This is a genomic window from Paenalcaligenes niemegkensis (genome assembly GCF_022230885.1).
In the GTDB taxonomy this organism is placed as follows: domain Bacteria; phylum Pseudomonadota; class Gammaproteobacteria; order Burkholderiales; family Burkholderiaceae_B; genus Paenalcaligenes; species Paenalcaligenes niemegkensis.
In genome coordinates this window covers 355939-369860 of record NZ_JAKGCT010000005.1, presented here as the reverse complement: position 1 = coordinate 369860, position 13922 = coordinate 355939, and the positions used below count along the sequence as shown (strand labels likewise).

Genomic DNA, 13922 nt, shown 5'->3' with positions numbered 1-13922 from the left:
AAACACGCCCTGAATGCCGTCTATCGGCGTAATGCGGCACTATAAAAAAGCCCGACCAGGCTGGGCGGCAACAGACGCAACGGCAAACGCAGCCCCAGGTTGAGCCATAGTTGAGCCACGGTCAAAAAGCCCCACTTCCTAAATTGCTGCATTGCTTGATATTCCAGACACACATAGCGCCAGCCGCAGCGCCGGCCCAGCATATCGCCACCCGCGCGCGCATACACGCAAGGAATACTCATGTTGTTCAACCTGGAGCCATTCAGCAGAATGCGCACCCACAAGCCGTAATCCTCAAAAAGGGGCAAGCTTTTATAGCCACCTACAGCCTGTACAGCGGGCCTGTAAAAGACCACCGACATATGATTAAAAGGATTGCGGCGGATAGCGTATTCACGCAACTGCTGTTCGCCCACCGGCACGCTGCGCAAGCGCAAATTGCGAAGCGACAGGTGACTGGAGAACTCAAGCACTGGCGAGCTAAAAGCATGAATGCCAGGGTTCTCACGAATGAAGCGTAACTGTGCTTCAAAGCGATGAGGTAAACAGAGATCATCGGCATCAAAGCGCGCCACCCAATCGTGTTTGCAATGCTCCAAGCCATAGGACAAGGCTTCGCCCAGGCCGCCATTTTTTGCCAAAGGAAATAAGCGTAAATGCAAAGCGGCTGACCATTGCAGTAAAACCGAATGCAAAGCCGAACTAATCGGCCCATCAATGACGATAACAATATCGTCCGGCACAACAGAATTAAGCGCCACGCTGCGTAAAGCGGCGGAAAGCTGCTCTGGTGTATCGCCCTGATACACCGACATAAGAAGGCTAAGTTTTGGTGGGTTCATGAAGCAGGCGGATCAAGGTTAAACCGCGTTAGTTTCCTGTTAAACAGTCACCCACTCACCGTAACGCAGAGCAGCGCAAAAAATGCATCAAAACGCTACGAAATGGCGCTAAATCAACATGTTAGCCAAATGTTAAGTCACTGCCGCCAGCACTTAAAAAAGCCCTTTCACAAGCAAAACCACCATACAGGCCGTTACACTGTAACGGCTCAAACTAAGGTTTAAAACAGACATAAGCTCTACAGTAAATAGCCAACTATTTACGCCACCTTATGACTCCACTCAGCACCCGCCGCTACACCAAGCTTTACGAGCAAGTTCTGCTTGCCCGCTGGTTTTCCTTTGTATGCGGATGGCTTATTACCGTATTGCTACCCACCATCAGCTACTGGGGTCTGGAGTTCTGGCGCTCGACAGATCTGGGCCTGTGGCGGGGAATGCTCACGGCCACCTCATGCCTGCTGATCGCCTATTTTTTGGTATCGAAAACCATCAACCACTACCCCGGCGGCCAGAACATGGGGGTCGTGCTGGGCCAGGTATTTGTTATTTACGTTATTGGCGCCTTGGTCAGTCTGCTTTTACGAATTGAACTTTCACGCTTCCTGTTAGTAACAAGCGGCTTGTTAGCATTGGTCTGGTTTTGTGTGGACTATCAAATAGGAAAGCGCTTCAGGCGGCCCAAAATGGCGCTGATCATGCAAGGCAACTGCGCCGAGCTGCTGAAGTATGGCGAAGTAGAAGCTCGACCCTTATATGAACCTGACTTGCAGGGAGTACGCTACGACGGGGTAGTAGCCGACCTGGCTCATTTAAGCGAGCCCTGGCAGCGCTTCGTGACGCACTGCGTATTAGACAAAATTGCTGTGTATGACTCAAGCGTGGTCTTTGAAGCCATTACAGGCCGTTCCCGAATTATGCGCATGGCCGAAAACAACCTGGGTGCGCTGTTACCCAGCACCTCGTACCTGGTCGTTAAAGGCCTGCTGGAATGGCTGGTTGTCTTTCTTAGCCTGCCCATTACGTTACCCATCATGGCTATTACCGCCATCGCAATCAAACTAGACAGCCCAGGCCCGGTACTCTATAAGCAAACACGCGTAGGACAAGGCAATAAGGAGTTTTTGATTTATAAGTTTCGCAGCATGTACTGCGAAGACAATGCCCCTGCACGATTTGCAGAAAGCGAAGACCCGCGTGTGACACGAATAGGGGCGATCATCAGGCGCTATCGCATCGATGAACTACCGCAGTTCCTAAACATTCTAAAAGGCGAAATGTCGCTGGTAGGCCCTCGGCCAGAACAGCCCACCTTTGCGAAACACTTTGACGACGCCCTGGCCTTTTATTCGTATCGCCATGTGGTCAAACCAGGGATCACAGGCTGGGCACAGGTAAGACAAGGCTATGCCGCCGATACTGACGACACCCAGTTTAAAATTGAGCACGATTTTTACTACATAAAGCACGCTTCGGTTTATCTGGATATCTATATATTGCTGCTGACGGCGAAAACTGTGCTGACGGGGTTTGGGGCGAGGTAAGCGCCACCGGTCGACTGCGGCAACATTCGTCACGCCCTGTGTCATTCGAGGGGATCTCTGTGCTGTCGTCCCCTCGACCCTTTGTGTGCTGGCTTAGCGTTGAGCGGTGCTGCCCGCGCCTCGATACCATTCTGAAGTTTAACCGTGGTACCGAAGATCGTTAGCAAGGTCGCAACGCTTTAGTTAAGAAACACGTCATCCAGGGTCTTGGCGTCTAGCAAGTTTAATGACCAAGCTTCCAGTTGCGTCGACGTCGCTTGGCTCAAGCGTTCCTGGGCTTCTGGTGAAAGGGGGCCGAACTTGTGGATCAGTTGACGTTTCAACACGGAGGTTTCGCCTTCTTGCTTACCTTCTTGCTTACCTTCTTGCTTGCCTATTCTTCGGCCATAGCGCTCTACGGTGTTGACGTAAGTCATTTTATGCTCCTGTTCTATCGCCGTGATGGCTTGCGTGAATTCAGCCTCTAGTTCTGGTGGGGTCATTAGTATCCAGTCGATCAGGCGAAACAGCTGTTTGGTGTCGTTGACGCTGTAGCTATAGGCGTATAACGACCGCATGATTTCGGTTTTGGATAGCAGCTTTTGCCGTTCATCTTTGCCAGCCTTTTGGGACTGTAACTGGGCCATGATCAGCACCGCGAAGGGGTTGGTGGCGGCCAACTGTTTAAGCTCGTCCCAGCGGTCTAGCCAGTTCGCTAAGTATACGACAGGGAAACGAAATTGCGTACTGCAGAGGCCCAGGATGTCGCGCTGGTAGACGAGTTCGGTGGCGGGCCCTTTGCCGGCAGTTAATACCCCCAGGCTGATCAGACCCACGGCTTGCGGGCGTTGCCCTGTAGGAAATAGCACTTCGCCATGATGGTCGTGTATACGGTAGTTGTACTGGTACATACGTTTGCTAAATTGCGTCAACCTGCGAGGGGTGACACGCCCGCCCTGGATTTCGACGTGTACGAGGATCCAGAAGTAGGCGTTGTCTTTACCACGGACTTCAACCAGTTTGTCGGCGTAACGTTTACCGTTAACAGAGCCGTGATTGATGGCCTGGAATTCGCTGTCCAGAAAGGTGATGGGCTCTTACCAGTCGATTTGCTCGTGCAGACCGGGCACCAGCAGGTGCATGAAATGGGGGAAGTACTGCTCCAGGGCGTCTTTCCACGGGCTGTCGTAGTTAGATTGGGACTCAGCCATGTGCCTGGTTTCCTGTCAGTGAAGTGGAGTTACTCACTGTAGGAAGTTTTATAGTGGCTGCCTATTCGCAGAACTCACCTTGGCTAGGAATGTCCCTGCTGGGTCATTGGTGGCCGATGAGGTGATCTCTGTGCTGTCGTCCCCTCGACCCTCTGTGTGCTGGCTTAGCGGCTCTACCCTTAGCTGCCAGTCAGCAATTTGCTGCATAAACTCAGTTCATTTGCCATCTACCAAGATGATTTATTTAAATAACTTGTTATACATAGCACGACGGATTGTTATATAAGACCTATATAGCTCAGGCATAACTTTGCTCCAAGCGCTCATACCATTCTTAAGTTTTCGCTTGCCTATAGTGGAATTCACTGGCCCCCTCTGAACAAGGTAGGGTATGAGGCTATAAACTGTCTGTTTAGTGCGCCACTCATGCTCCATAAAGTTATCTACCGGCTCAAAAAAACCAGGGACAATATTCAAATAAATTTGAGCAACCCTCGGGCTAATCGCATAAGCTTGAGTACCTAAACCACTCTTTTTCAAATTGGAGACTACTTTGTATTTGCCCTCTACCTCTTCGAAGACCTTGTAATTGCTTTTGAATAAATTATAAATCTTCAATATGCCGTATTTATCACTTAACTCATGAACTTTATCCAAATATTCAGGAAGTTCGCTAACGACTTCAATGTTGTCTTCTAAGATTAATATGGACTCGCCTAACTCAACGCACTTACGCCAAAGCGAAATATGACTAGCAAAGCAACCCAACTCGGGCACTGTCAGTTCATAGCCTTTGTACTTTTTGGTTTTTTCCGGACTATACAAAGAAAATATAAAATGTTCAGAATTATCGCTAAGATTATCAGCATCAAAAAACTCAAAGCTAACATTCGCTAGAGCTTGCTCTACCTTAAGACGCCTGTCAGTAGAGTTTTTCATACTAATAACAAAGACTTTCACACCTTCCCCTAACTTTCTTTTTCTTCAAGGGAAAAATAGCTTAATAATGCCATGCTGAGTGTATACAAATAAATAGTATTTAAATGCTCAAAGGGCACATCGCTTAATGAAAATATTGCATAAGAAAAAGCTATAGATTTAAACAGATAGGCTTTATTAGTTATAAAACCACTACTTAGCCATGGGTACAGCAAAAGCAGCAGTAAGGCGATTGTTCCTGGAATTCCACGTATTAATTGGCTTTGAAGATATTGATTATGAGTATGATGCAGGGCAGAGTTCAAAGCCAAAGGATTTACTTCACCCTTTTCTACTTGCGCCTTTTTATTTAAGTAGAAATTTTCTTTACCCACGCCAATTAAATAATTATTTTTTATATCCTTTACTGCACTATCCCAAGCGATAATTCTTAGCCCCCAAGATGAGCTGAAGTGCCCATCCTTTGCTTTCTCTATATCTGAAATACCGGAGGCTACTTTGTCCCTGACAAAACCACTGTTATCATAAGTGGAAAATGCAATAAAAACCAAAACCAAGGCAATCAATGAATACTTGAGTGGTTTTTTATAAGCTTTTATAAATAAATAAGTGCATACAAGTAACAAAATGGCCAGCCAAACACCACGAGTTTGAGACAAGTATAAGCCCACGAACAAAAAACAGATACTTATTAAAGAAAAGAACTTTGTTTTATCATTTTTACTAAGAAAAAAATAAATGTTAAAAATTAATAAGATAAAAAGATGCTGTGAAAATAAAATGGCATTTGTAAAACCATCTACCCTTATAAGTCCCGTATTAAATTGATAAAGCGATAGTGTGCCCAAAATCACACCACCAATAGCTACGCTATAAAAGACAATTTGCTTAATATTAGGAATTTTCGGGTTTAAGAGCACAAAAGCGGCCATATACAAGAAGGCTCTACCATATCGATCCCAATCCCCATGAATGGAATGATTGATAAGAATTACCAAACCAGAAACCAATAAAGTACATGTCAATAATTTCGACATGTTCGTCAAGGTTTGTTTATTGATAAAATAATTCAAAGCGCCCGCTAGAAGCGACAAAATCACCAATACCTCAATCACTTCATGCCCCTTAGGCAGAGTGAATAAGCCTACAAAAACAAAAGAGAAGGTAATAGCATATAAGTAAAAATGGAGCTTTTCTAAAAGATAGCTTTTCTTCATATTTTCTTGTACCTCTATCAATCAAAACTCCTAAAACTAAATATACTCTTGAGGATTTTTCTGCTGCTAACTTCAACTACGCAGCATCATATCCGGTTGATTATACTCAGGTTTTCAACTATGAACCCCATTGTGTTACACCGCTGTGGCATGAAACACCTGGCGCTGGCCCATGTGGTAAAGGACTTCGGCGTAGCACACCAATCCATGCCTATCTGTTTGCCAACAAACAGGCCAACCGCCAGAGGATGCGGTTCAGAAGTCGCCTAGGGTTCAAGATTTTATATACGCGATTAACGGCAGCTATTCAGTAGCGCGAAATCTTTCAGAGCCATTTCAATATCTACTGTTAATATAAATTACATTTGATTTTCAATTAAGCGCAGTCCGAATAACCTACTGATACTGAGGCGTATATTCTGGCACCCAATGCTTCAGCACCCGACGCACTTCGTCATCGCTTAGTGGCTCTACTCTTAACTGCCAGTCAGCAATTTGCTGCATAAAATCATCTGCTGTACAACGTGCTTTAACAATGCGCAACTTAGCATGCTGTGTAGCAACAGTTTCTTCTGCATCGGCCAATAGCTCTTCAAAAAGCTTTTCACCCGGTCGTAAGCCGGTATAGACCACTTTTATCTCGTCTTCGTTATAACCCGCCAAACGAATCATATTTTGCGCCAAATCGACAATTTTTACGGGTGAACCCATGTCCAGCACAAAGACCTCGCCACCGTTCCCCATGGCAGCGGCCTGCAGCACCAACTGCGCCGCTTCAGGAATAGACATGAAATAACGGGTGATGTCGGGGTGAGTGACTGTAATGGGCCCACCCTTGGCAATCTGCGACTGAAAGCGAGGAATCACACTGCCCGTGCTGCCCAACACATTCCCGAAACGTACAGTTTGAAGTTTGGTGACTGGACTTTGACGCTGCAAGGTCTCGCAAACCATTTCAGCCAAACGTTTGGTCGTACCCATGACATTCGTCGGGTTCACCGCCTTATCGGTAGAAATGAGTACAAAGCGTTCAGCCCCAACACGAATAGCCTCGGTTGCCACCCGGTGAGTACCCAGCACATTGTTACGCACCGCCTCCCAGGCATTACCCACTTCCATTAGCGGCACATGCTTATAGGCAGCCGCATGAAACACCACCTGCGGCGTCCATTGATCAAAAATCTGGCGCATGCGTACTTCGTCTTTTACATCGCCCGTTAAAGGAATAACGTTGATTTCAGGACGATGCTCTTTAAACCAGGAGTCGATCATATACAGCGCAAACTCGCTGCTTTCCACAAGCACAATCGTTGCAGGGCTAAAGCGGCTTAGCTGACGACACAACTCACTACCAATAGACCCACCCGCCCCGGTAACCAGCAATCGCTTCCCGGAAAGCATAGCTTGTACGTTATCGGTATCGATTTGCACAGACTTACGCCCGAGCAAATCTTCAATCTTGACCGGGCGCATAACATTAATCGCCACGCGGCCACTCATCAATTCGCCCAAGCCCGGCACGGTAAACAGATGTGAGCCCGTACGAGTGGCTTCACTGGTAATGCGCTGCAAGGTCTCGGGACTGGCAGAGGGCATAGCCAAGATAACGTGCTTAACCTGGTGTTTCCTCATCACCTCGGGTAAGTCACTTACACGGCCCTCAACACGACAGCCCTGTAGCTCTAGCCCGAGTTTCTTAGGATCATCATCGATCAAGGCGACTACATGCCAATCGTCGGTACGGGCTAGTTCTCGCACCAGCATCATGCCGGCCGTGCCGGCACCCACCACCACCACCGGTGTACCTTTTACTCGTTGAGAGTTAGGATGCAACAAGCCTTCACGGCTCATACGCCACAATATGCGGCCTCCTGCCATTACCCCGAGCAATAAAATCGGGTATAGAACCAGGATGGAACGCGGTATAGACACCGCAGGCCAAGCAAACACCGTTAGCAAGATAATAGCCAGCGCAGAGATCACAACCGCTTTCATTACCCGACGTAAATCTGGCAGGCTCGCAAAAGACCACATGCCCAAATACAAGCCAGCAAAGCGACAGGTAATTAGCTGAACAGCTAGTAGCACTAATAGCGCTTCATCTGCTTTCTCGTGAGCAGCTAACACTGGGGCCCATTCAAAATTAAAGCGTAGAAAGTAGGCACCAAACCAAGCTACTACTACCGCAACCAGATCAAACACTACCACTAGCGTTGACCGTAAACGAAGCGAAACCTTCATAAAGCGAATTGTCCTTTACGCATGTACAGCAGCTTGTTGCATGACATTCTGCAGCACAGTGCAGGTTTTTTCTAGTTCCGCTTCAGTTAAAGTAGGATGCACCAAAAACATCAAACTGGTTTCACCTAAGTCTTTTGCTACGGGTAACGGTTGTTGTGGGCGAAACGTTGTGCCATCAAAGGCCTTTTCTAAATAGACCTCGGAACATGAACCCGAATAGCAAGGCACACCTGCTTTATTAATAGCGTCGATAATGCGATCACGAGTCCAGCCCGGCTGCAGCTTACTTGGATCAACAAAAACGTAGCACTTATACGCCGCGTGCTTTATATCATCAGGCACTATTGGTACACGTAAGCCGGGTAGTTGGCTGGCACACTGCCATATTTTCTGAGCATTCTCCAAGCGCGATGCTTGCCAGTTCCCCATACGTTTTAACTGAATACGGCCAATAGCGGCTTGCATTTCCAGCATGCGCCAATTAGTACCAAATCGTTCGTGTAACCAGCGAAAGCCTGGGGCGTGCTGCTGAGTATAGACAGCGTCCCAATCTTTACCGTGATCTTTAAGCGACCACATCAATTTCCACAAAGCTTCATCGTTGGTGGTGACCATACCGCCCTCACCACCTGTGGTCATGATCTTATCCTGACAGAACGACCATGCGCCGACGTGCCCAATTGATCCTACAGCACGCCCCTTGTAGGTAGCGCCGTGCGCTTGCGCGCAATCCTCAATGACATACAGATTATGTTCGCGCGCCAACTCCATTATCGGGTCCATATCACAGGGCCAACCGGCCAAATGGACACAAATAATGGCTTTAGTAGCGGGGCTTAATACCGATTGAATAGTTTGAGCCGAGCTGTTTTGTGAATCTGGATCCACATCTGCAAAGACTGGTTTGGCACCGACATTCACAATACTGGACGCAGATGCCAGAAACGTGCGCGAAGTGACGATCACTTCGTCCCCAACTCCCACCCCTAAAGCCCATAACGCCAAATCCAATGCAACCGTACCATTCGTTACGGCCACTGCATGTTTAGCGTCTGACCATGCGGCGAACTCTTTCTCAAACTCACGACACTCTGTACCAGTCCAATAATTAACCCGGTTCGATAGCAACACACGCTGCACCGCGTCAGCTTCTTCCTGAGTAAAGGAAGGCCAAGGGGAAAAAGGAGTATTCAACATATTTCTGTTTTAACCTTTGATCAATGGCTTTGCCGGGTTACCCACAACAACCACTCCAGGAGGTACATCCTTCGTGACAACGGCCCCCATGCCTACGATAGCACCCTTGCCAATAGTTAGTGGCTTGTCTGGTGTGCCTTGTTTTAAAATTGCGCCTGTACCAATATAAGCATGATCATGTATGTGTACATTTCCATTGCATTTAACACCAGGAGCAAAGGTTACATAATCACCAATTACACAGTCGTGTGCTACATAACTATAGATATTGGCGTGAAAGTACTGGCCAATCCTTACATTCGACGTAATGCAGGTAAAAGGACATAACAGTGGTCCTTCCCCCAAAACAACGGCATCTAGAATCACGGCGTTCTGTGCCTTAAGCTCCCAAGGCAGCACACCATCACTCTCACATTGCAGAGCAAGCTTTTCACGCACCTGACTATTCGCAATCGCAATAACGACAAACCGCTCTTTGTCCGTTTGTGCAATAAAATCTGTGTAGGACATTACTGGGACATTATTAATAAACTCTTCAGTTGCCCCATCATCTACAAATACCAATTCTGCCGCAATACCGTCAACGTTAGTATGGATCTGCTGTCTAAGAATCGGTAATACTTCGCGCCCGAAGCCACTTGCACCATACACGGCGATTATTTTTCTTTTCATCTTCAAATTCCAAAAATGTCAGGATTCTTTTTTACCTGTAAAACGAGGCATAGTTGCCTCACCCTCTGCACTAATTCCGTCGCGCACTAGCACTTTCTTCACAGTTAAAAATAAAATCTTAAGATCAAGCCAGAATGTACGATTCTCAACGTACCAAGTATCAAGCGCAAACTTTTCTTCCCAACAGATAGCATTACGTCCATTTATTTGAGCCCAGCCAGTGATCCCCGGGCGAACATCGTGACGTCTAGCCTGCTCAGCCGTATATAAAGGAAGATACTCCATAAGCAACGGACGAGGCCCTACTAGGCTCATATCCCCTTTTAATACGTTCCATAACTCGGGCAACTCATCCATACTAGTTGCTCGTAACCACTGACCAAAAGGAGTTAGACGCTCAGAGTCTGGCAATGAAATACCCTGAGTATCAACAGCGTCATTCATCGTGCGGAACTTCAGCATTTCAAATGGAATCCCATTTAGCCCCGGCCGTTTTTGGCGAAACAGAGCTGGTGACGCCATTTTACTCCTGACCTTCCAAGCTATTATGACGAAAATCGGAGAAAGAACTAGTAAACCGAAAATAGAAACAATAATATCAAAAATACGCTTCATCATTAAACCAACTAAAATAAACTCAAATGCTAATCAGCAAATACAATTTCGTTTAATCGTTTTACGAAATATCCGATTTCTAATTTTCCGCACAATTCATCTTTAGCGTAATAGTTAGCACTATCTATTTTTTCTAGGGCAAAAAAACGTTCAATCAATGCCTCATGCTCAGGCTCACAAACCAATCCGACTTCATGCTGTATAACCCATCGAGCTACACTCGTTTGCTTCCCACAAACAGCCAAGATACCGCATCCGGAAAGCACATAAGATGATGATTTACTAGGAAAAGCATAACGAGTGACCTCGTCATCAATCGGCAATAATGCCCAGCGGTGTGTACTTACCACTTCTGAAGCTTCTGCTGCTGGCATAAAACCTAAATACTCCACTCGATCATCAGTCTTTGCTAATTTTTTTATCTCCGGAACGTACACTCCTCCGCCCACAAATGTAAACTTTAACTGACCGCCTCGTTGAAGGTATTCTCGAATCGCAGCTATTAGCAGCGGGATCCGCTGTAACCTACCAGCATTGCCACAGTAGACGATATCTCCTATACGCTCGATTCCTGTAATCGCTTCCATATAAAAAGATGGGTTATCCAATAAATGGATTGGTTGACTAGTCTGTGATCGACTTATCAGAAAATCACGCATATCATCGGAAAGAGTAATTAGCCCCGCCGCATGACGAAGCGTGAAGTTATCCATCCACATGAGAGGCGCCAATATCCATTTGTGTAAAGAAACTACAATATTAGTTGCCTCAGGATGAATATCCTGTAAATGGTAGTAGTAATGAGCACCATACAGTCGGCAATATATTGCCACAATAAAAGGTACTATCACCGGTGGGTTAGTGGAAACATATACTTTGTTAGGCCTTGACCGAATCAAACTAATGAAAGTCCACAACATAAATAGAATCGCCTCGGACGCTCGTTTGAGCAGACCGCTAGACGAATCTGTATAGGCTTTGCAGATTCGCAACTGAACACCTATTCCTCTACCCACTTTGTCCATTTCGTGACGTAAATTTCTCTCTGCTTGAGTAATTACGCACACCGAATGCTCTTTTGCAGCCTCCTCTGCAAAAAGTAGCAAAGCGTCTCCGAGCACCTGACTTTGAGGCCAAAAGCTGCGATTCACTATTGCAAGATCCACCCTCTTCTTTCCCATACAACTTTAACCCCTCAGTACTTTTTCCAGACTGTTCTCATCACATAATCTCGATAGCTGTGAATAATTCGCACTACTTTATCCGAAACATTAGGCATGCTGTAATCAGCAACCAAACGCAGATTACGTTCTTCACCTCTACACTGACTTTCAAGAATCTGCAGCCCCTGCAGCACTCGCTCGGTCTCCAGGCCCACCATCATGGCAGCTGCCTCTTCCATACCCTCTGGGCGCTCATGAGCCTCACGGATATTAAGTGCCGGAAAGTTTAGAATTGATGACTCCTCATTTATTGTTCCGCTATCAGACAATACAGCCTTCGCACTTAGCTGCAATTTGTTATAGTCCTTGAAACCCAACGGCTTAAGTAATTGCACATTTTCGTGAAACTCAGAACCCAGAACATCCACCCGTTTTTGAGTGCGAGGATGGGTGGATACAATCACCGGACAGTCATATTGAGCAGCGACGGTATTCAATACATCAACCAACTTGAAAAAATTCTTATCTGAATCGATGTTCTCTTCACGATGAGCACTGACCACAAAAAACCTACCAAACTCAAGCCCTAGCCGATCCAAGACATCTGATCCCTCAATGCCCTTACGGTAATAATTAAGCACTTCAAACATTGGGCTGCCCGTCTTGATCACCATATCCGGTGCCAAGCCTTCACGCAGCAGATAGTCACGAGCAATGGTGCTATAAGTTAGATTGATGTCTGCGGTGTGGTCAACGATACGACGGTTAATTTCTTCAGGCACCCGCATGTCAAAGCAACGATTGCCCGCCTCCATATGAAAGGTAGGAATCTTACGGCGCTTGGCTGGAATCACCGCCATACAACTGTTAGTATCGCCCAGCACAAGCAGAGCTTCCGGCTGCACCTCTGCCAGCACTCGATCAACTGCAATGATCACATTGCCAATCGTTTCCGCTCCACTAGCTCCTGCAGCATTCAGGAAGTGATCCGGCTTGCGGATGCCCAAGTCTTGGAAAAAATCTCATTCAGTTCATAATCGTAATTCTGTCCGGTATGCACTAGCACATGATCACAGTACTCATCCAGTTTGGCCATAACGCGGGATAAACGAATAATTTCGGGACGTGTACCCACGACCGTTACTACTTTCAGCTTTTTCATCTCAGGTCCGTGTTCATAGTCAGGCTCCAGTGCCAACTAGTCTTGCATAAGTATCTGGCCGTTCACGATTAAATATTTCATTCGCCCAGAGCATCACTACCATCTCGTCATCACCAACGTTGGTAATATCATGAGTCCAGCCTGGAACAGTTTCGACAATTACTGGTTCATCACCTGAAGTGAATAACTCGTAAAACTCATCGGTGACAATGTGGCGGAAACGGAAGCAGGCACTGCCTTTGACCACTAAGAACTTCTCTGTTTTGGAATGATGATAGTGGCCGCCACGAGTGACTCCCGGGTGCGCTGTGAAGAAAGAGAACTGACCCGAGTCTTTGGTTTTCAGCATTTCCACAAATACTCCGCGCTCATCATCATGCTTAGGAACTGCATACGTGAAGCTCTCGGGCGGTAGGTAGCTTAAATAAGTAGAATAAAGCGCCCTCGTTAATCCAAGTCCAACGGCATCAATCACCAAGCTCTGGCGGCTGCCACGGAAGCTTTCAAGCTGCGCTGCTAGCTCTCCAACAGTAATGCTGTATTGGGGCTTGATACTTATGGAGGGCTTCCCCTCAAGCTTGCCATCCAAGATCGATACAAAATGGTCAATTACGTCATCGATGTAAACCAGGTTGATAGGAGCTTCCGGGTCATTAATGTTAATGGGTAAGCCACGGGCGATATTGTGACAGAAAGTCGCCACCGCCGAATTGTAATCAGGTCGTGCCCACTTTCCGAATACATTGGGCAATCGAAACACATGCACCGCCGACCCATTGGATAAGGCGAACTCCATTAAGGCATTTTCCGCTTCTTTTTTACTGACACCGTAGGGATTATCATGGTCGGCTTGAATGGAAGAAGTGTAAAGTACTGGAATTTGACGGCCAGTGGCGGTAATTGCTTCGCAAAGTGACTTAGTAAGAGTAGTGTTACCGCTGACAAACTCAGTTGGACTCTGAGGGCGATTCACTCCAGCAAGGTGAAAAACAAAATCCACTCCTGATAGTAGCCCTTTAAGGCTCTCTATAGAATCATTCCGAATGAATTTCTGTATTTCGACGTCCTTACGCTCGGCAAGATGAGCAACAAGATTCTTCCCAAGAAAACCATTTGCTCCAGTAATAAGTACTTTCACGG

11 protein-coding genes and 1 pseudogene are annotated in these 13922 nt (G+C 46.7%); 1 reads left to right on the top strand and 11 read right to left on the bottom strand.

The window, feature by feature from the left end:
- Positions 1-20 precede the first annotated feature (20 nt).
- Positions 21-842 (bottom strand): glycosyltransferase, encoded by an 822-nt coding sequence (locus L1889_RS17440; RefSeq protein ID WP_238666282.1) that lies wholly within the window; start codon positions 840-842, stop codon positions 21-23.
- A 272-nt stretch (positions 843-1114) separates the two neighbouring features.
- Between L1889_RS17440 and L1889_RS17435 the strand changes: the two genes are divergently transcribed.
- The gene (locus L1889_RS17435; protein WP_238666281.1) at positions 1115-2386 is read left to right on the top strand and encodes a sugar transferase; all 1272 of its coding nucleotides are present in this window, start codon (positions 1115-1117) and stop codon (positions 2384-2386) included.
- 179 nt (positions 2387-2565) lie between these two features.
- Here L1889_RS17435 and L1889_RS17430 read toward each other — a convergent pair whose 3' ends face one another.
- From L1889_RS17430 to wbjC, 10 genes and pseudogenes are all read right to left on the bottom strand, one after another.
- Positions 2566-3276 (bottom strand): DUF4351 domain-containing protein, encoded by a 711-nt coding sequence (locus tag L1889_RS17430; protein ID WP_238666280.1) that lies wholly within the window; start codon positions 3274-3276, stop codon positions 2566-2568.
- 540 nt (positions 3277-3816) lie between these two features.
- Complete coding sequence (locus L1889_RS17425) at positions 3817-4536, bottom strand: glycosyltransferase family 25 protein (protein WP_238666279.1); 720 nt, start codon at positions 4534-4536, stop codon at positions 3817-3819.
- Between the two features lie 8 nt (positions 4537-4544).
- Complete coding sequence (locus tag L1889_RS17420; RefSeq protein WP_238666278.1) at positions 4545-5753, bottom strand: O-antigen ligase family protein; 1209 nt, start codon at positions 5751-5753, stop codon at positions 4545-4547.
- A gap of 375 nt (positions 5754-6128) precedes the next feature.
- The gene (locus tag L1889_RS17415; protein ID WP_238666277.1) at positions 6129-7973 is read right to left on the bottom strand and encodes a polysaccharide biosynthesis protein; all 1845 of its coding nucleotides are present in this window, start codon (positions 7971-7973) and stop codon (positions 6129-6131) included.
- 15 nt (positions 7974-7988) lie between these two features.
- A complete protein-coding gene (locus tag L1889_RS17410; protein ID WP_238666276.1) occupies positions 7989-9170 on the bottom strand; it encodes a DegT/DnrJ/EryC1/StrS family aminotransferase in 1182 nt (393 codons plus the stop codon).
- A 9-nt stretch (positions 9171-9179) separates the two neighbouring features.
- Positions 9180-9842: a NeuD/PglB/VioB family sugar acetyltransferase gene (locus L1889_RS17405; RefSeq protein WP_238666275.1), complete on the bottom strand. Its 663-nt coding sequence runs from the start codon at positions 9840-9842 to the stop codon at positions 9180-9182.
- A gap of 18 nt (positions 9843-9860) precedes the next feature.
- Positions 9861-10460, bottom strand: coding sequence for a sugar transferase (locus tag L1889_RS17400; RefSeq protein WP_238666274.1), 600 nt, complete (start codon positions 10458-10460; stop codon positions 9861-9863).
- Between the two features lie 26 nt (positions 10461-10486).
- The gene (locus L1889_RS17395) at positions 10487-11638 is read right to left on the bottom strand and encodes a glycosyltransferase (RefSeq protein ID WP_238666273.1); all 1152 of its coding nucleotides are present in this window, start codon (positions 11636-11638) and stop codon (positions 10487-10489) included.
- 14 nt (positions 11639-11652) lie between these two features.
- Positions 11653-12782 (bottom strand): annotated as a pseudogene (wecB, locus tag L1889_RS17390) (non-hydrolyzing UDP-N-acetylglucosamine 2-epimerase).
- 19 nt (positions 12783-12801) lie between these two features.
- Complete coding sequence (gene wbjC, locus L1889_RS17385) at positions 12802-13920, bottom strand: UDP-2-acetamido-2,6-beta-L-arabino-hexul-4-ose reductase (RefSeq protein WP_238666272.1); 1119 nt, start codon at positions 13918-13920, stop codon at positions 12802-12804.
- Positions 13921-13922: the final 2 nt, after the last annotated feature.

Excerpts from the sequence above, each read along its gene's own strand:
- L1889_RS17440 (WP_238666282.1), bottom strand. The coding sequence starts at position 842 with ATGAACCCACCAAAACTTAGCCTTCTTATGTCGGTGTATCAGGGCGAT.
- L1889_RS17435 (WP_238666281.1), top strand. The coding sequence starts at position 1,115 with ATGACTCCACTCAGCACCCGCCGCTACACCAAGCTTTACGAGCAAGTT.
- L1889_RS17430 (WP_238666280.1), bottom strand. The coding sequence starts at position 3,276 with ATGTACCAGTACAACTACCGTATACACGACCATCATGGCGAAGTGCTA.
- L1889_RS17415 (WP_238666277.1), bottom strand. The coding sequence starts at position 7,973 with ATGAAGGTTTCGCTTCGTTTACGGTCAACGCTAGTGGTAGTGTTTGAT.
- L1889_RS17410 (WP_238666276.1), bottom strand. The coding sequence starts at position 9,170 with ATGTTGAATACTCCTTTTTCCCCTTGGCCTTCCTTTACTCAGGAAGAA.
- L1889_RS17405 (WP_238666275.1), bottom strand. The coding sequence starts at position 9,842 with ATGAAAAGAAAAATAATCGCCGTGTATGGTGCAAGTGGCTTCGGGCGC.
- L1889_RS17400 (WP_238666274.1), bottom strand. The coding sequence starts at position 10,460 with ATGATGAAGCGTATTTTTGATATTATTGTTTCTATTTTCGGTTTACTA.
- L1889_RS17395 (WP_238666273.1), bottom strand. The coding sequence starts at position 11,638 with ATGGGAAAGAAGAGGGTGGATCTTGCAATAGTGAATCGCAGCTTTTGG.